12 protein-coding genes are annotated in these 17,956 nt (G+C 72.2%); 9 read left to right on the top strand and 3 right to left on the bottom strand.

All coding sequences use genetic code 11. The features are described 5' to 3' along the window. Nucleotides 1-73: 73 nt before the first annotated feature. The 5 genes from ACIRPP_RS20875 to ACIRPP_RS20895 all read left to right on the top strand — a co-directional run bounded on the left by ACIRPP_RS20875 (nt 74) and on the right by ACIRPP_RS20895 (nt 9,462). Nucleotides 74-853 carry a thioredoxin domain-containing protein gene (locus ACIRPP_RS20875; RefSeq protein ID WP_403644823.1) on the top strand — a complete coding sequence of 260 codons (780 nt, stop codon included), beginning with the start codon at nt 74-76 and terminating at the stop codon, nt 851-853. Nucleotides 854-977: 124 nt separating this feature from the next. Further along, on the top strand, nt 978-2,000 hold the full coding sequence (lgt, locus tag ACIRPP_RS20880) for a prolipoprotein diacylglyceryl transferase (RefSeq protein ID WP_403644826.1): 1,023 nt from the start codon (nt 978-980) through the stop codon (nt 1,998-2,000). A 225-nt stretch (nt 2,001-2,225) separates the two neighbouring features. Next, complete coding sequence (locus ACIRPP_RS20885; RefSeq protein WP_403644829.1) at nt 2,226-2,957, top strand: VIT1/CCC1 transporter family protein; 732 nt, start codon at nt 2,226-2,228, stop codon at nt 2,955-2,957. 450 nt (nt 2,958-3,407) lie between these two features. After that, nucleotides 3,408-8,006: a glutamate synthase large subunit gene (gltB, locus tag ACIRPP_RS20890; RefSeq protein WP_403644832.1), complete on the top strand. Its 4,599-nt coding sequence runs from the start codon at nt 3,408-3,410 to the stop codon at nt 8,004-8,006. Then, the gene (locus tag ACIRPP_RS20895) at nt 7,999-9,462 is read left to right on the top strand and encodes a glutamate synthase subunit beta (protein WP_403644835.1); all 1,464 of its coding nucleotides are present in this window, start codon (nt 7,999-8,001) and stop codon (nt 9,460-9,462) included. Before gltB ends, ACIRPP_RS20895 begins: the two co-directional genes overlap by 8 nt. A 132-nt stretch (nt 9,463-9,594) precedes the next feature. Here ACIRPP_RS20895 and ACIRPP_RS20900 read toward each other — a convergent pair whose 3' ends face one another. Both ACIRPP_RS20900 and ACIRPP_RS20905 read right to left on the bottom strand, forming a co-directional pair. Then, nucleotides 9,595-10,398 (bottom strand): chitosanase, encoded by an 804-nt coding sequence (locus ACIRPP_RS20900; RefSeq protein WP_403644838.1) that lies wholly within the window; start codon nt 10,396-10,398, stop codon nt 9,595-9,597. Between the two features lie 83 nt (nt 10,399-10,481). Continuing rightward, entirely contained in the window at nt 10,482-11,384 is a 903-nt protein-coding gene (locus tag ACIRPP_RS20905; protein ID WP_403644840.1) for a hypothetical protein, read from the bottom strand. Between the two features lie 147 nt (nt 11,385-11,531). Between ACIRPP_RS20905 and ACIRPP_RS20910 the strand changes: the two genes are divergently transcribed. From ACIRPP_RS20910 to pepN, 3 genes are all read left to right on the top strand, one after another. Further along, nucleotides 11,532-11,882 carry a chorismate mutase gene (locus tag ACIRPP_RS20910; protein WP_403644843.1) on the top strand — a complete coding sequence of 117 codons (351 nt, stop codon included), beginning with the start codon at nt 11,532-11,534 and terminating at the stop codon, nt 11,880-11,882. A gap of 134 nt (nt 11,883-12,016) precedes the next feature. Beyond that, the gene (locus tag ACIRPP_RS20915) at nt 12,017-12,562 is read left to right on the top strand and encodes a two-component system response regulator (protein WP_403644846.1); all 546 of its coding nucleotides are present in this window, start codon (nt 12,017-12,019) and stop codon (nt 12,560-12,562) included. A gap of 47 nt (nt 12,563-12,609) precedes the next feature. Next, nucleotides 12,610-15,114 carry an aminopeptidase N gene (gene pepN, locus ACIRPP_RS20920; RefSeq protein WP_403644849.1) on the top strand — a complete coding sequence of 835 codons (2,505 nt, stop codon included), beginning with the start codon at nt 12,610-12,612 and terminating at the stop codon, nt 15,112-15,114. A 65-nt stretch (nt 15,115-15,179) separates the two neighbouring features. On the opposite strand, the gene ACIRPP_RS20925 is transcribed toward pepN, so the two are convergent. Continuing rightward, nucleotides 15,180-16,991, bottom strand: coding sequence for a bifunctional metallophosphatase/5'-nucleotidase (locus ACIRPP_RS20925; RefSeq protein WP_403644851.1), 1,812 nt, complete (start codon nt 16,989-16,991; stop codon nt 15,180-15,182). Between the two features lie 151 nt (nt 16,992-17,142). Here ACIRPP_RS20925 and ACIRPP_RS20930 point away from each other — a divergent pair, with 151 nt between their 5' ends. After that, entirely contained in the window at nt 17,143-17,859 is a 717-nt protein-coding gene (locus ACIRPP_RS20930; RefSeq protein WP_403644854.1) for an SIMPL domain-containing protein, read from the top strand. Nucleotides 17,860-17,956: the final 97 nt, after the last annotated feature.

The following is a 17,956-nucleotide window of genomic DNA, read 5'->3' on the forward strand; positions in this document are numbered from 1 at the left end:
ATACGGATCCCTCGTACGGGTGGACCTGGGACCGGGGAGGCGCGGTGCGCCTCCCCGGTTCGTTCTGCGGGGTGTGAGCGAGAAGAACCGTGACGCGAAGAGGCGCACCGCCCGGGAGCGGCTGGCGGCCGAGCGAGAGAAGCAGAAGGCCGCGGAGAAGCGGCGCCGCACCCTGATCGTGGCCGCGAGCGTGGTCTGTGTCCTGGGGCTGGCGGCGGTGATCGGCGTCGTCGCCGCGAACGCCGGCAAGGACGACGGCAGCGAGTCGGCGGGCCCGGTCGTCGCGCCCTCCGGCGCGCTGGGCAAGGACGGCCTCGCCATCCCGGTCGGCAAGGAGAGCGCCGGTTCCACGCTCACGGTGTGGGAGGACTTCCGCTGCCCGGCCTGCAAGTCCTTCGAGACGGCCTACGGCCCCACCATCCACGAACTGACCGACGCCGGCGAGCTGAAGGTGGAGTACCACCTGGTCACGCTCATCGACGGCAACATGGGCGGCACCGGCTCCCGCGCCTCCGCCAACGCCGCGGCCTGCGCCCAGGACGCGGGGAAGTTCACCCCGTACCACGACGTTCTGTTCGCCAACCAGCCGCCGGAGACCGACGACGCCTTCGCCGACGACGGCAAGCTGATCGAGCTGGCCGGCAAGGTGGAGGGCCTGGACACGCCCGCGTTCCGCAGCTGCGTCGAGGACGGCACGCACAACAGCTGGGTCGTGAAGTCCAACGAGGCTTTCCAGAAGGGCGACTTCTCGGGGACGCCGACCGTCCTGCTCGACGGGAAGAACATCTACCAGGACCAGTCGATGACCCCGGCCAAGCTGAAGCAGCTGGTCCAGGAGGCCAACCAGGGATGACGGCGGCGCGCGGCCCGCCCGGCGGCGCCCTGGGAGGCGGTCCCTGTTATGGAGAGGTAGTTATGGAGACGTAGCCGGGCCACCCGGCGCGCGGCCGGTCGGGCAGGGTAGCGTCGACCCTGCCATGGAACTTGCCTACATTCCCAGCCCGTCGAGCGGGGTGCTGTACCTCGGCCCCGTCCCGCTGCGCGGCTACGCGTTCTGCATCATCATCGGCGTCTTCGTCGCCGTCTGGCTCGGCAACAAGCGCTGGATCGCCCGGGGCGGGCGGCCCGGGACGGTGGCCGACATCGCCGTCTGGGCCGTCCCGTTCGGCCTCGTGGGCGGCAGGCTCTACCACGTGATCACGGACTACCAGCTGTACTTCAGCGAGGGCCGTGACTGGGTGGACGCCTTCAAGATCTGGGAGGGCGGCCTCGGGATCTGGGGCGCGATCGCGTTCGGCGCGCTCGGCGCCTGGATCGGCTGCCGGCGCCGGGGCATCCCGTTGCCGGCCTACGCCGACGCCGTCGCGCCGGGCATCGCCTTCGCCCAGGCCATCGGCCGCTGGGGCAACTGGTTCAACCAGGAGCTGTACGGGCGGCCGACGGACCTGCCGTGGGCGGTGGAGATCACCTCCTCGGCCGACGGGCGGGTGCCGGGCACCTACCACCCGACGTTCCTGTACGAGTCCCTCTGGTGCATCGGGGTGGCCCTGCTGGTCATCTGGGCCGACCGCCGCTTCCGGCTCGGGCACGGCAGGGCGTTCGCCCTGTACGTCGCCGCGTACTGCGTGGGCCGGTTCTGGATCGAGTACCTGCGCGTCGACGAGGCCCACGAGATCCTTGGCCTGCGGCTCAACAACTGGACCTCGGTCCTGGTGTTCCTGCTGGCGGTGCTCTACATCGTCCTGTCGGCGCGGAAGCGGCCGGGCCGCGAGCCCGTGGTCGAGCCGGGCGCGGAGGGCGACGGCACGGGCGAGGACACCGGCGACGAGGACACCCCGGGGAGCGAGAAGGCCGCCGAGGACGCGGAGAAGCCGTCCACCGCCGACGCGGGCGGGAACGGGCCGGAGGCCGAGGACGACGGCTCCGGCGAGCGCGCCGCGTCCGCGGACGAGGCCGACGGCGGTGCCAAGGACGGGGCGGGTTCGGCCAGGAAGAGCTGACCCCCAGCCGTACGAGACCGAGGGCGCCCGGAGGGATCCGGGCGCCCTCGGCGTGTGTGCGGGGGGAGGCCCCGGGGAGTGGCCCGGGAGGCCGGAAATCGGCAAAACCGCAGGTTAGCCCAGCCTTTCCTTGCTGGCAGCGGAGCGCGGACCGGCGTACATTGGGCAATGTCAAAGACTGGAACATGTCTAAGGTAAGCCTGAGTTAACTCCCTGGGGGACAGCATGGCGATCATCGAGACCGAGGCTGCGCTGCACGAGGCGCACCGCGACAACCACACGCACCGGGACGTGAACGGCGGCTGGCTGCGCCCGGCCGTGTTCGGGGCGATGGACGGTCTCGTCTCCAACCTGGCGCTGATGACCGGTGTCGCGGGCGGTGCGGCCGGACAGCAGACGATCGTGCTCAGCGGCCTCGCGGGACTCGCCGCCGGCGCCTTCTCCATGGCGGCCGGTGAGTACACCTCCGTGGCCTCCCAGCGCGAACTGGTCGAGGCCGAGCTGGACGTCGAGCGGCGCGAGCTGCGCAAGCACCCCCAGGACGAGGAGGCCGAACTGGCCGCCCTCTACACGGCCCGCGGCGTCGAGCCGGAGCTGGCCCGTGAGGTGGCCCGGCAGCTGTCGAAGGACCCCGAGCAGGCCCTGGAGATCCACGCCCGTGAGGAACTGGGCATCGACCCCGGTGACCTGCCCTCCCCGACCGTCGCCGCGGTGTCCAGCTTCGGTTCCTTCGCGCTGGGCGCCCTGCTCCCTGTGCTGCCCTACCTGCTGGGCGCGAGCAGCCTCTGGCCGGCCGTCGTGGTCGCCCTGCTGGGCCTGTTCCTGTGCGGTGCGGTGGTGGCCAAGGTGACGGCACGCAGCTGGTGGTACAGCGGTCTGCGCCAGCTCGCGCTGGGCGGTGCGGCGGCCGGTGTGACGTACGCCCTGGGCACACTGATCGGTACGGCCATAGGATGACCCGGCTCTCACCTGTGCGCCGAGCCGCACAGGTGAGGTTGTCCGTGGCGGTAGAAGTCGTATTATGCGCGGGCCGCATCAGTCGTTACTCGCTGGTTTCGGCGACGTGACCGCTGGGCATGAGCCGTACGCGTTGTGGGCAATGAGGCCCGCGGCGTGCCTGCGGGGCGGACGAGGACGCCCGCCCCCACAGCGGGCCGACGCGGACATCGACCTGTCCGGCCCGGCCCGCCGCCCCCTCCCACAGCCCCACCGCCGGACGCGGGACCCCGCCGCGGATCCGCGCGACCCTTCCGGGACCCCCTGGGTGTCCGCATGCTGAAACGGAATATCCCGGTAGGCGAGAACCGCTCCATCATGTAATCTGCCTGACATTTCCCACCCCACGCAGAGGGCCAACGTCGTCCCTCGGCACCTGACACATGCCAACAGACGACGACGGGAGAGCCGATGCGTACGCCGCGCCAGCCGTCCCAGCATTCCGGGAACGACCGATCCAGCTGGTCGTTCATGGATGCTCGCCCTGCCCCGCAGGGCATGTACGACCCCCGTGACGAGCATGACGCCTGCGGTGTCGGCTTCGTCGCCACCCTTACCGGCGAGGCGTCCCACACCCTGGTCGAGCAGGCCCTGACCGTCCTGCGCAACCTCGAGCACCGCGGTGCCACCGGGTCCGAGCCGGACTCGGGCGACGGTGCCGGCATCCTCTCCCAGGTCCCCGACGCCTTCTTCCGCGAGGTCGCCGGGTTCGAGCTGCCCGAGGCCGGCGGCTACGCCGTCGGCATCGCCTTCCTGCCGGGCGACGGCACCGAGGACGCCGTCGCCCGCATCGAGCGGATCGCCGCCGACGAGGACCTGACCGTCCTCGGCTGGCGGGAGGTGCCGGTCGCGCCCCAACTGCTCGGCGCCACCGCCCGGTCCACGATGCCGGTCTTCCGCCAGATCTTCGTCACCGACGGCGCGTCCACGGGCATCGCCCTGGACCGCAGGGCCTTCGCGCTGCGCAAGCGCGCCGAGCGCGAGGCCGGTGTCTACTTCCCGTCGCTGTCCGCGCGGACCATCGTCTACAAGGGCATGCTGACCACCGGCCAGCTGGAGCCCTTCTTCCCGGACCTGTCCGACCGCCGCTTCGGCTCCGCGATCGCGCTCGTGCACTCCCGGTTCTCCACGAACACCTTCCCCTCGTGGCCGCTCGCCCACCCCTACCGGTTCGTCGCGCACAACGGTGAGATCAACACCGTCAAGGGCAACCGCAACTGGATGCGCGCCCGCGAGTCGCAGCTGATGTCCGACCTGTTCGGCACCGGCAGGGAGCTGGAGCGCGTCTTCCCGGTCTGCACGCCCGACGCCTCCGACTCCGCCTCCTTCGACGAGGTCCTGGAACTGCTGCACCTCGGCGGCCGGTCGCTGCCGCACTCCGTGCTGATGATGATCCCGGAGGCGTGGGAGAACCACGACTCCATGGACCCCGCGCGACGCGCCTTCTACCAGTACCACTCCACGATGATGGAGCCCTGGGACGGACCGGCCTGCGTCACCTTCACCGACGGCACCCAGGTCGGCGCGGTCCTCGACCGCAACGGCCTGCGCCCCGGCCGCTACTGGGTCACCGACGACGGCCTGGTCGTCCTCGGCTCCGAGGTCGGCGTCCTCGACATCGACCCCGCCAAGGTCGTCCGCAAGGGCCGCCTCCAGCCCGGCCGCATGTTCCTCGTCGACACCGCCGAGCACCGCATCATCGAGGACGACGAGATCAAGGCCGCCCTCGCCGCCGAGCACCCCTACGCGGAGTGGCTGGAAGCCGGCGAGATCGAGCTGTCCGACCTGCCCGAGCGCGAGCACATCGTCCACACCCACGCCTCGGTCACCCGCCGCCAGCAGACCTTCGGCTACACCGAGGAGGAGCTGCGCGTCATCCTCGCGCCGATGGCCAAGGCCGGTGCCGAGCCGATCGGTTCGATGGGCACCGACTCGCCGATCGCCGCCCTCAGCGACCGGCCGCGGCTGCTGTTCGACTACTTCACCCAGCTGTTCGCGCAGGTCACCAACCCGCCGCTGGACGCCATCCGGGAAGAGCTCGTCACCTCCCTGCGCTCCTCCCTCGGCCCGCAGGGCAACCTGCTGGAGCCGACCGCGGCCTCCTGCCGCAGCGTCGTCCTGCCCTTCCCGGTCATCGACAACGACGAGCTCGCCAAGCTGATCCACGTCAACGCCGACGGCGACATGCCCGGCTTCAAGGCCGCGACTCTGTCCGGCCTGTACCGGGTCTCCGGCGGCGGCGAGGCGCTCGCCGCGCGCATCGAGGCGATCTGCGCCGAGGCCGACGCGGCCATCGGCAACGGCGCCCGCCTGATCGTGCTGTCCGACCGGCACTCCGACGCCGAGCACGCGCCGATCCCGTCGCTGCTGCTCACCTCGGCGGTCCACCACCACCTCATCCGCACCAAGCAGCGCACCCAGGTGGGCCTGCTGGTCGAGGCCGGCGACGTCCGCGAGGTCCACCACGTGGCCCTGCTCATCGGCTACGGCGCGGCGGCGGTCAACCCCTACCTGGCGATGGAGTCCGTCGAGGACCTGGTCCGCGCCGGCACCTTCCTGCCCGGCATGGAGCCCGAGACGGCGATCCGCAACCTGATCCGCGCCCTCGGCAAGGGGGTGCTGAAGGTGATGTCCAAGATGGGCATCTCCACGGTCGCCTCCTACCGGGGCGCCCAGGTCTTCGAGGCCGTCGGCCTCGACCAGGGCTTCGTGGACCAGTTCTTCAACGGCACCGCCACCAAGATCGGCGGCGTCGGCATCGACGTGGTCGCCCAGGAGGTCGCCGCCCGCCACGCCAAGGCGTACCCCGTCTCCGGCATTGCCCCGGCGCACCGCGCGCTGGACATCGGCGGCGAGTACCAGTGGCGCCGCGAGGGCGAACCGCACCTGTTCGACCCCGAGACGGTCTTCCGCCTCCAGCACTCCACGCGCTCCGGCCGCTACGACATCTTCAAGAAGTACACGGAGCGGGTGAACGAGCAGTCCGAGCGGCTCATGACGCTGCGCGGCCTCTTCGGCTTCACGTCCGGGCGGGGACCGATCCCGCTCGACGAGGTCGAGCCGGTCTCCGAGATCGTCAAGCGGTTCTCCACCGGCGCCATGTCGTACGGCTCCATCTCCCAGGAGGCGCACGAGACGCTCGCCGTCGCCATGAACCAGCTGGGCGGCAAGTCCAACACCGGTGAAGGCGGCGAGGACCCCGAGCGCCTGTACGACCCGGCCCGCCGTTCGGCGATCAAGCAGGTCGCCTCCGGCCGCTTCGGCGTGACCTCCGAGTACCTGGTCAATGCCGACGACATCCAGATCAAGATGGCCCAGGGCGCCAAGCCCGGCGAGGGCGGCCAGCTGCCCGGCCACAAGGTCTACCCGTGGGTCGCCAGGACGCGTCACTCGACGCCGGGCGTGGGCCTCATCTCCCCGCCCCCGCACCACGACATCTACTCCATCGAGGACCTGGCCCAGCTGATCCACGACCTGAAGAACGCCAACCCCCGGGCGCGCATTCACGTCAAGCTGGTCTCCGAGGTCGGTGTCGGCACCGTCGCCGCGGGCGTCTCCAAGGCCCACGCCGACGTGGTGCTCATCTCCGGTCACGACGGCGGCACCGGCGCCTCCCCGCTGACCTCGCTGAAGCACGCGGGCGGCCCCTGGGAGCTCGGGCTGGCCGAGACCCAGCAGACCCTGCTGCTCAACGGCCTGCGGGACCGGATCGTCGTGCAGACCGACGGCCAGCTCAAGACCGGCCGCGACGTCGTCATCGCCGCCCTGCTCGGCGCCGAGGAGTTCGGCTTCGCGACCGCCCCGCTGGTGGTCTCCGGCTGCGTCATGATGCGCGTCTGCCACCTCGACACCTGCCCGGTCGGCATCGCCACCCAGAACCCGGTGCTGCGCGACCGCTACGCCGGCAAGGCCGAGCACGTGGTGAACTTCTTCCGGTTCATCGCCGAGGAGGTCCGTGAACTGCTGGCCGAGCTGGGCTTCCGCTCCATCGAGGAGGCCGTCGGCCACGCCGAGGTGCTCGACGTGACCCGCGCCGTCGACCACTGGAAGGCCCAGGGCCTCGACCTCGCGCCGCTGTTCCATGTGCCGGAGCTGCCCGAGGGCGCCGTCCGCCACCAGCTGACCGCCCAGGACCACGGCCTGGAGAAGGCCCTCGACAACGAGCTGATCAGGCTTTCCGCCGACGCCCTGGCCGCGTCCGACGCCGCCGGTGCCCAGCCGGTGCGCGCCCGGGTCGCCATCCGCAACATCAACCGCACGGTCGGCACCATGCTCGGCCACGAGGTGACCAGGAAGTTCGGCGGTGCGGGCCTGCCCGACGACACCATCGACATCACTTTCACCGGCTCCGCCGGCCAGTCCTTCGGCGCCTTCGTCCCGCGCGGTGTCACCCTCCGTCTGGAGGGCGACGCCAACGACTACGTCGGCAAGGGCCTGTCCGGCGGCCGCATCGTGGTCCGCCCCGACCGCGGCGCCGACCACCTCGCCGAGTACAGCGTCATCGCGGGCAACACCCTCGCCTACGGCGCCACCGGCGGCGAGATGTTCCTGCGCGGCAGGGTCGGCGAGCGGTTCTGCGTCCGCAACTCCGGGGCGCTCGTCGTCTCCGAGGGCGTGGGCGACCACGGCTGCGAGTACATGACCGGCGGCCACGCCGTCGTCCTCGGCGAGACCGGCCGGAACTTCGCGGCCGGCATGTCCGGCGGTGTCGCCTACGTCATCGACCTGGACCGCGACCACGTCAACGCCGGCAACCTCGACGCCGTCCGGCCGCTCGACGACGCCGACCGGACCTGGCTGCACGACGTGGTGCGCCGGCACCAGGAGGAGACGGGCTCCACCGTCGCCGGGAAGCTGCTCGCCGAGTGGGACACGGCCGTGGAGCGCTTCAGCAAGATCATCCCCAGCACGTACCAGGCAGTGCTCGCCGCCAAGGACGCCGCCGAGCGAGCCGGGCTCTCCGAGTCCGAGACCCACGAGAAGATGATGGAGGCGGCGATCAATGGCTGACCCGAAGGGCTTTCTGAACCACGGCCGCGAACTCGCCGCGACCCGCCCGGTCGAGGAGCGCGTCAGGGACTGGAACGAGGTCTACGTCCCCGGCTCGCTGCTCCCCGTCATCAGCAAGCAGGCGAGCCGGTGCATGGACTGCGGCATCCCGTTCTGCCACAACGGCTGCCCGCTGGGGAACCTCATCCCCGAGTGGAACGACTACGCCTACCGCGGGGACTGGGCGGCGGCGAGCGAGCGCCTGCACGCGACGAACAACTTCCCCGAGTTCACCGGGCGCCTGTGCCCGGCCCCGTGCGAGGCGGCGTGCGTGCTCGGCATCAACCAGCCGCCGGTCACCATCAAGAACGTCGAGGTCTCCATCATCGACAAGGCGTGGGAGGCCGGTGACGTCGCCCCGCAGATCCCGGAGCGGCTGTCCGGCAAGACCGTCGCCGTCGTCGGCTCCGGCCCGGCCGGCCTGGCCGCCGCCCAGCAGCTGACCCGGGCCGGCCACACCGTCGCCGTCTACGAGCGGGCCGACCGCATCGGCGGCCTGCTGCGGTACGGCATCCCCGAGTTCAAGATGGAGAAGCGGCACATCAACCGCCGCATCGAGCAGATGCGCGCGGAGGGCACCAAGTTCCGCACCGGCATCGAGATCGGCCGCGACATGCCGGCCACCGCGCTGCGCAAGCGCTACGACGCCGTCGTCCTGGCGGTCGGCGCGACCACCCCGCGCGACCTTCCGGTGCCCGGCCGCGAGCTCAAGGGCATCCACCAGGCCATGGAGTACCTGCCGCTGGCCAACAAGGTGCAGGAGGGCGACTACGTCGCCCCGCCGATCACCGCCGAGGGCAAGCACGTCGTCGTGATCGGCGGCGGTGACACCGGCGCCGACTGCGTGGGCACCGCCCACCGCCAGGGCGCCGCCTCCGTCACCCAGCTGGAGATCATGCCCCGCCCCGGCGAGGAGCGGGACCCGGCGGCCCAGCCGTGGCCGACCTTCCCTATGCTGTACAAGGTGACGTCCGCGCACGAGGAGGGCGGCGAGCGGGTCTACTCCGTCTCCACCACCCACTTCGAGGGCGACGCGGACGGCAACGTCCAGTGGCTGCACCTGAGCGAGGTCGAGTTCGTCGACGGACGCCCGGTCGGCAGGCCGGGCACCGAGCGCAAGATCCCCGCCCAGCTGGTCACCCTCGCCATGGGCTTCACCGGCACCGACCGGGACAACGGATTGGTCGAGCAGTTCGGCCTGGAGCTCGACGCGCGGGGTAACATCGCCCGGGACGCCGACTTCCAGACGAACGTGCCCGGCGTGTTCGTGGCCGGTGACGCCGGACGCGGGCAGTCGCTCATCGTGTGGGCGATCGCCGAGGGCCGCTCGGCCGCGCGGGGCTGCGACCGCCTCCTCACGGGGGCGAGCGACCTGCCGGCACCGATCCGTCCGACGGACCGCGCACTGGCGGTCTGACGGCCCGCACCGGGACCTGACGGTCCCTCACCGACGTGACGTACAAAGGCGTACGGACACAGACGGCGCCCGCCCGCGTCCCCGACCGGACACCTGGGCGGGCGCCGTCGCACTTCCCGGGCCGGGCCCGGCTCAGGCCACCTTGTAGGGCGTCCCGTACATCTCCCATTCCAGCGGGGTGTCGAGGCCGAGGTTGCCCTCGTCGAGGAAGTGGCGCTGGGCGGTGACCCGGCTGGTGTCGTGGGCGGGGTGCAGCCGGTTCATGGCCGTGCGGCGCACCTCCAGGAACACGGCCAGGTACTCCTCCTCGTCACCGCCCCGGGCCGGCGGGTCCGCCCGCTCCATCGCCGCCGCGCGGATGCCGCCGAAGCTGGTGGGGCCGTCCCCGGGGCCGTGGTAGACGATCGCGTCGTAGTACACGAACTGGCCCAGTGCGGACAGCCCGTCCCGCTCGGCCCTGCGCACCGCCGGGCCGAAGTACTCGGCATCGCGCTTGGCGTCCTGCGCGGCGCGGAACGCCGGCCGTTTCGCCTCCGCCTTCCACGCCGCCGTGAAGCCGGGGTCCAGCCCCTCGTGCGAGTCCGTGCCGTCGACCGCGCGCAGGGCGGGCAGGTAGCGGGCGAGGCCGTTGCCGGGGTGGCCGGCCGTGTAGTCCTCGACCAGGGTCAGCAGGTCGTGGGTGCCGGTGCAGAAACCGATGATGCCCGCCGTGTATCCCTGGCCGTCGCCTATGTCCTCGATGTAGCCGTAGGCGCTGCGCCAGTCCAGCGTCCCGTTCTCGGCGCTCGCGACGATCTGCTGGGCCAGCTCCTTCTTCGCCGGGCTCGCCAGCCCCGCCCCGTCCGGCTCTCTCGCGGAGGCACCGGTTCCGGAGGAGGAGCAGCCGGACACCGCGACAACGACGACGCACAGGGCCGTGAGCAGGGCACGTTTCATGCGCCAAGACTACGGAGCGACCGTGCCCGCGGCGCCGCGGATCCCCCGGAAACGGACCCGCCGCCCGGCCGGCCTTCAGCCGCCTACGTGTCGCACTCCAGCACCGTCCGGCACAGCCCGCACCGGGCCCGGACCCGCCCCCGCACCGGCACCCTGATGCGCTGCCGGCAGGTCGGGCAGGGGAAGGACACCTTCAGCGGGCCGTGGCCCTCCGGCGCGAAGCGGTACGGGACGTCCGTCCGGGCGGGCGCGGCACCGGCGTGCGGCTCCTGCGCCTGCCGGCGGTCGCGGGCGTACCGGCGGCGGCCCGTCCAGCCGGCCGCCGTCAGCGGCGGCTGCTGCTCGTCGCGCCGGGCCAGCGCCATGCCCTTGCCGTACGCCGTGTACGCCTGCGGGCTGGTGAACCACACCGACGGGTCCTCGCCGAAGAACAGCGACCGCTTCGCCAGGACGTACCCGAACTCCTCCGGTGTGAGGTACCCCAGTTTCTGCGAGGACGCCCCGTCCTCCCGGAACGCGTCCAGCAGCAGCCAGCCCGCCCCCAGGTACGTCGCCGCCGTGTCGGTGAGGATCTCGTTCTCCCGCGTCCCCGGGAAGGACAGGCCGAGCCGGTGCAGGTAGACGTGCATCACCTCGTGCGCCAGCGCCGCCCCGATGTCCCGCCGGTGCGCGCGGAAACGGTCGTTCAGCTCGACGAAGTACTCCGGTCCCGCCGCCAGTTCGACGTTCGCCGCGTGCGTCATCGCCCGGAAACCGATGATCAGCCGCGCGTCCGGCAGCCGGTAGTGCCGCACCATCTCCCGGGCCACCCGCTGCGCGCCCAGATGCAGGTCGTCCGTGTCGCAGAACGCCACGTCGGCCGGCGCGACACTCGTCGAGAAGGTCCGGACCGTGTCGTAGGTCAGCCGCCGGTACAGCGCCGTGATGGACTCCCGCACCGTCTCCAGGTGCGGGAAGCCGTGTTCGACCGGTCCGCCGTTCGCCACGCCTCACCCCCACAGACGTCCTGAACCCGGTTCCACTGTACGGTCCGGCCCGCCCGGACACCGCCTGCCCGCGGCGTGTCCGGGCGCCCCGACCACGGTGCGGACCGTTCCGGCCCCGCCCGGCCCCGGCCCGTAGGCTGACGCCCCATGACCACCAGCTCCACCGGCACCCCGGACGTCGACCCCGCCGTGCGCGAGGAACTCACCCGGCTGCGCGACAGCATCGACAACATCGACGCCGCCGTCGTCCACATGCTCGCCGAACGCTTCAAGTGCACCCAGCAGGTCGGCCGCCTCAAGGCGCAGCACCGGCTGCCGCCCGCCGACTCGGCCCGCGAGGCCCGCCAGATCGCCCGGCTGCGTGACCTCGCCGAGAACGCCCGGCTCGACCCGGCCTTCGCCGAGAAGTTCCTGAACTTCATCGTCGCCGAGGTGATCCGCCACCACGAACGCATCGCCGAGGACACCGCGGGAGACGCGGACCGCACCACCGGCTGACCGCGAGCCTGCTCCCCGGGGAGTGACAGGGGGGCGTGCGCGGGGCATTCTATGGGCACTCCTTGTCAGCCGACGGACACCGCCCGTCAGCACCCGGACGAGACTCCGGTCCCCTACGAGGAGGGACGTCCGCCATGCCCCGGGATGCCAGGATCCTCATCGTCGACGGCCACGACGACACCCTCTACGCGCTGGAGAGCGCCCTCGCCCCGCTGGGCCACCTGCTGGGCCGCGCCACCACCAGCGAGGAGGCCCTCAAACAGCTGCTGCGCGGCACCGTCGGCCTGGTGCTGCTCAACATCCGCACCCCCGGCACCGGCGGCCTGGACGTGGTCCGCTACATGCGGCGCCTGGAACAGACCCAGCACATCCCGGCCGTCCTGCTCACCGCCTTCGGCCGGGACCGCGAACTCGGCGCCGCCGCCTACGCCCTCGGCGTCGCCGACGTCGTGCCCAAGCCGGTCGACCCGTGGGCCCTGCGCATCAAGATCCGGCACCTCTACGACGCGCACCAGCGGCGCCTCGCCCTCGAACGCGAGATCCGCGAGCTGCGCGCCCGCCTCGCCCCCGCCCCGGCCGGCGCGCCGCCACGCGCCGCCCTTCCCCACCCCACGCCCCACCCGCCCCCCGGGCACCCCGCGGGGGCGTACGCCGAGGAGCTCGAACCCGACCGGACATAGGCCGCGTACCGAACCGCCCCTGTGCCGTGCGGACGGCATCGGGCAGCATGGCCTGCATGTCCGTACTCACGCGCGACGAAGCGCAGAACCGAGCACAGCTCCTCGACGTCCACCGCTACACGATCGAACTCGATCTGACCGTCGGGGACGAGGTCTTCGACTCCCGCACCGCGATCCGGTTCACCGTGCTCGCGGACCAGGAGGCCACGGACACCTTCGTCGAGGTCAAGCCCGCCGCACTGCGCTCCGTCACCCTCGACGGACACCCCCTGGACCCCGGGACCCTCGACGGCAACCGCCTGCCGCTGAAGGGCCTCACCCCCGGCGAGCACGAGCTGCGCGTCGACGCGAGCATGCGCTACTCCCGCACCGGCGAGGGCATGCACCGCTTCACCGACCCCACCGACGGCGAGACCTACGTCTACACCCAGCTCTTCCTGGACGACGTGCAGCGCGTGTTCGCCGCGTTCGACCAGCCCGACCTCAAGGCCGTCTTCGAGGTGAGCGTCACCGCCCCGCCCGCCTGGACCGTCCTCGCCAACGGCATCACCGAACACCTCGGCGACGGCCGCTGGCGGGCCGCCCCCACCCCGCTCATCCCCACCTACCTCGTCGCCGTCGCCGCGGGACCCTGGCACAGCGTGCGCACCGAGCACCGCGGACTGCCCTTCGGCCTGCACTGCCGCCGCTCCCTGGCCCCCCACCTCGACGCCGACGCCGACGAACTCCTCGACATCACCCGCGCCTGCTTCGACCGCTACCACGAGAAGTTCGAGGAGCCCTACCCCTTCGACTCCTACGACCAGGCGTTCGTCCCCGAGTTCAACGCCGGGGCCATGGAGAACCCGGGGCTGGTCACCTTCCGCGACGAGTTCGTCTACCGCTCCGCCGTCACCGACACCGAGCGCCAGACCCGTGCCATGGTCGTCGCCCACGAGATGGCCCACATGTGGTTCGGCGACCTCGTCACCCTCACCTGGTGGGACGACATCTGGCTCAACGAGTCCTTCGCCGAGTACATGGGCTACCAGATCACCTCCGAGGCCACCCGCTTCACCGACACCTGGACGGACTTCGGCGTCGCCCGCAAGACCTGGGGCTACGACGCCGACCAGCGCCCCTCCACCCATCCCGTCGCCCCCGAGCACGTCGAGGACACCGCCTCCGCGCTGCTCAACTTCGACGGCATCTCCTACGCCAAGGGCGCCTCCGCCCTGCGCCAGCTCGTCGCCTGGCTCGGCGAGAAGGACTTCCTGGCCGGGATCAACATCCACTTCGCCCGGCACCGCTTCGCCAACGCCACCCTCGCCGACTTCATCGACTCCCTTGCCGCCGCCACCGACCGCGACGTCCACGCCTGGGCCGACGCCTGGCTGCGCACCACCGGCGTCGACCGGCTCACCGCGGCGGTCGACTCCCGCCCCGGGCAGTGGAGTCTCGCCCTCGACCGCGACGGCCACCGCCCGCACCGCGTCACCGTCGGCGTCTACGACCGCGACCTCAGCGACGGCCGCGCCCTGGTCCTGCGGGAACGCTTCGAGACCGACGTGCCGGGGGACGCCGCCCCCACACCCCGCCCGGGCACCCACCCCGCCCTCGTCGTGCCCAACGACCTGGACCTCACCTACGCCAAGATCCGCCTCGACGACACCTCCCTCGAAACGGTCCTGCGCGGCCTGTCCGGCATCCCCGACGCCCTCACCCGGGCCGTCGTCTGGAACGCCCTGCGCGACATGGTCCGCGACGGCGAACTCGCCCCCGGCGACTACCTCGCCACCGCCTGCGCCCACCTCCCCGAGGAGACCGACCTCGCCCTCGTCCAGGGCGTCCTGGCCTTCGCCGCGACCCAGATCGCCGACCGCTACCTCGCCCCCGGGCAGCGGCCCGCCGCGCTCGGCGCGCTGACCCGCCTGTGCCGCGACCTGGTGCGCCGCACCGAGGACGGCGACAACCCCGGCCTGCGCCTGATCGCCGTCCGCCACTTCATCGACGCCGCCGCCCACCCCGAGACCATCGCCAGCTGGCTCGACGACGGCACCGTCCCCGGCGGCCCCGAACTCGACCCCGAGCTGCGCTGGCGGATCCTCGCCCGCCTCGCCGTCCTCGGAGCCACCGACGAGGCGGCCATCGCCGCCGAACTCGAACACGACCCGAGCGCCACCGGGCAGGAGGGCGCCGCCCGCTGCCGCGCCGCGCTGCCCGACGAGGACGCCAAGGCCCGTGCCTGGTCCGCCCTGTTCGACTCCGACGACCTGTCGAACTACCTGTTCACCGCCACCGCCCGGGGCTTCTGGCAGCCCGAACAGGCCGACCTGCTCCGCCCGTACGTGGCCCGCTACTACCAGGACGCCGTGCGGCTCGCCGCCCGCCGCGGCCCCGCCATCGCCGAGGCCGCCGGACGCTGGGCCTTCCCCGCCCACGCCGTCGACGCCGAACACCTGCGGCTGGGCGAGAAGTGTCTGCGCAAGGGCGACCCGACCCCCGCCCTGCGCCGCAGGCTGGTCGACCAGCTCGACGACCTGGCCCGCGCCCTGCGCGTCCAGGAGGCCTGACCGGCCGGCGCCCGGCCCCCGGGACACCCCTCGCGCGGGGTGCCGGGGCCGGGCCGCCCGCAGGGTCAGAACACCGGCGTGCCGTCCCGGGTCAGCCGCCAGTCCACGGACGCGAAGTCCCGCGGGTCCAGCAGTCCCTTCGCGGTGACCCACTCCGCGATCCGGGTCCGGATCTCCGTCGACTCCGACCACAGCTCCGGCGCCGACGCCACGTGCGGGAACGCCCCGCCGCCGTTCGCCCGGTAGTTGTTCACGGCGAACACGAACTGCCGCGCGTCGTCCAGCGGTGCGCCCTCGAAGCGCAGATCACGGATCCGCGACCCCGCAGGGCGGGCGATGTCGATCTCGTACTGCAGGCCCGACACGTAGTCGTAGTTGTAGTCCGGACGGCCGCCCGCGTTCGTCAGCCGGTCCACGTCCACCGGCGCGCCGGCCGCCGTCTGCACGAAGTACTCCGCCGAGTACTCCAGGTACGCCCGGACCTGCGCGCCCGTCATCAGCTTCGCCACCAGCGTGTTGTCGTACACGTACAGGCTCGACAGGTCCCGGACGGTCACGTCGCCCGCCGGGATCTCGGAGGTCCGCGAGAACGGCGACGCCTGCGACAGCACCGGCAGTCCGGCGTACTCCGTGCCCGCCAGCGCCTGACGCACCACGTCCTCCTGCACCCGGCTGATCAGATCGATGATCGGGGCGTCCTTGTAGCGCGCCTCCACCGTGGTCAGCGTGTCGGTGGCACGGCCCACCACCTGGTTGACGTACGCCACCACCTTCTCGTGCTCGTCCGTCAGCAGCCGCGTGATGCGCGGGTCGTCCGCGACCGTCGCCGAGTCCCGCAGCGACGCGGACACCGACTCCACCCGCCACCGGCCGCGTTCGAAGGCCAGCTCGATGTCGAACAGCGTCAGCCGCTCCGCGTAGCACAGCGGCTCCGACAGCACGACCTCCCGGCCCGTCTCCTCGTTGGTGACCCGCAGTTCGGCGATCTCCTGGTGCGCGTGCCCCACCAGGATCGCGTCGATGCCCGGCACCTGCCGCGCCACGTTCGCCGCCGCGTTCTCCACGTACGGCAGCTGGTCCCCGTACGACGACGTCCCCGACGAACCCGAGTGCGCCGACACCACGACCACGTCCGCGCCCATCGACCGCAGCTTCGGCACCCACTTCGCCGCCTGCTCCTCCAGGCCGGGGAAGGCCAGCCGGCCCTGCACGTACGCCTTGTCCCAGATCGCGATGCCCGGGTTCGTCAGGCCCAGCACCGCCACCTTCACCGGCGGCGCGCCCTTCACCCGGAACGTCTTCATGAAGTACGGCGGGAAGGCGGGCCGCAGGGTCTTCGCGTCGACCGCGTTCGCGCCGAGCAGCGGGAACCGGCACTGCCGCTCGAACGCGCGCAGCGTCTCGATGCCGTAGTTGAACTCGTGGTTGCCGAGGGCCACCGCGTCGTACCCGATGGCGTTCATCGCCTGCGCCATCGGGTGGACCGGGCCGCCCTCCGCGGTGATGGGGTCCACCTTGGCGTAGTAGTACGTCAGGGGCGTCCCCTGGATGGTGTCGCCCGCGTCGATCAGCAGGGTGTTGTGCCGGCCCTTCTCCGCGCGGACCTGGTCCACGAGCGTGGACACGCGGGCCAGGCCCTGTGCGTTGCCCGCCGGGTCGGTGTACTCCGCATCCTTGAAGTAGTCCCAGTTGAAGACGTGCCCGTGCAGGTCGGTCGTGCCCATCACGGTGAGCGCGTACCGCTTCTGACGCTTCCTTCCCCGGTCCCCGGCGCTCTCCGCGGCCCGGGCCGCCGGAGCCGCCGCCGCACCCGCCAGCGCCACCCCCGCCCCCGTCACGGCGGACTGCGTCAGGAACTTCCGGCGGTCGAACGGCATATCGGATCTCCTCGTACCAACGACGAACAACGCGCGTAGATTTCAGGCGATGATTCTGACCTGAACACGTCGTGCGGGAACACCCCCCGCGCGTTGCGATCCGGTGTCCGGCCCGGTGTCGAAACGGAGGCGGGCTGACAGAGTGGGACGTATGGCACCCACCCCCGACGGACTCCCCGCGGCGGACCGGCCCGGCCCCCGCCCCGCCCCCGACGCGCCCCGCCTCACCGTGCGTGGCGAGGCCCACCTCGACGTCGCGCCCGAGCTGGCCCGCCTCGACATCACCCTCACCGCCCGCGGCCGCGACCGGCGCACCACCCTCGACGACCTCACCCGCCGCAACGCCACCGTCCTGGACCTCGTGAGGTCCTACGGCGACGGTGTCGACCACCTGGAGACCGGCAGCGTCACCGTCGCCCCGGAACTGAGCTCCCGGGGCCGGGGCGAACGGGTGCGTACCCACCACGGCACCCTGCGCCTCACGGCCGAGCTGGGCGACTTCGCCGTCCTGGGCGAGCTCGCCACGCGCCTCGCCGACCTCGAACTCACCCGCGTCGACGGCCCCTGGTGGTCCCTGCGGCCCGGCTCACCCGCCCACCGCACCGTCCGGCAGCAGGCGGTCCACGACGCCGTCCGGCGCGCCCACGAGTACGCCGCGGCCCTGGACACCACCGTCGCCGCCCTCGTCGAGCTCACCGACACCGGCGCCCCCGACGCCCTCCCGGAGACCTTCGCCGGCGTCCCGCGGGGCTTCGCCCGTGCCGCCGACGACCAGGCGCCGCCCCCGCCGCTGAACCTGGAGCCGCAGCGCCGGCACCTGCACGCCGAGGTCACCGCCCGCTTCACCCTGGTGCCGCCACGCCTCTAGGCGGCCCTTGCACAGCACCGCCGCTCACCTCCGGAGCCCTTTCGGGAAAGGCCGCGGCACGCCGCCGAAGGTGATCGTCCGAGCATTCCCGCGCACC

The sequence above is a fragment of the Streptomyces sp. NPDC101219 genome (assembly GCF_044767675.1).
In the GTDB taxonomy this organism is placed as follows: Bacteria; Actinomycetota; Actinomycetes; order Streptomycetales; family Streptomycetaceae; genus Streptomyces.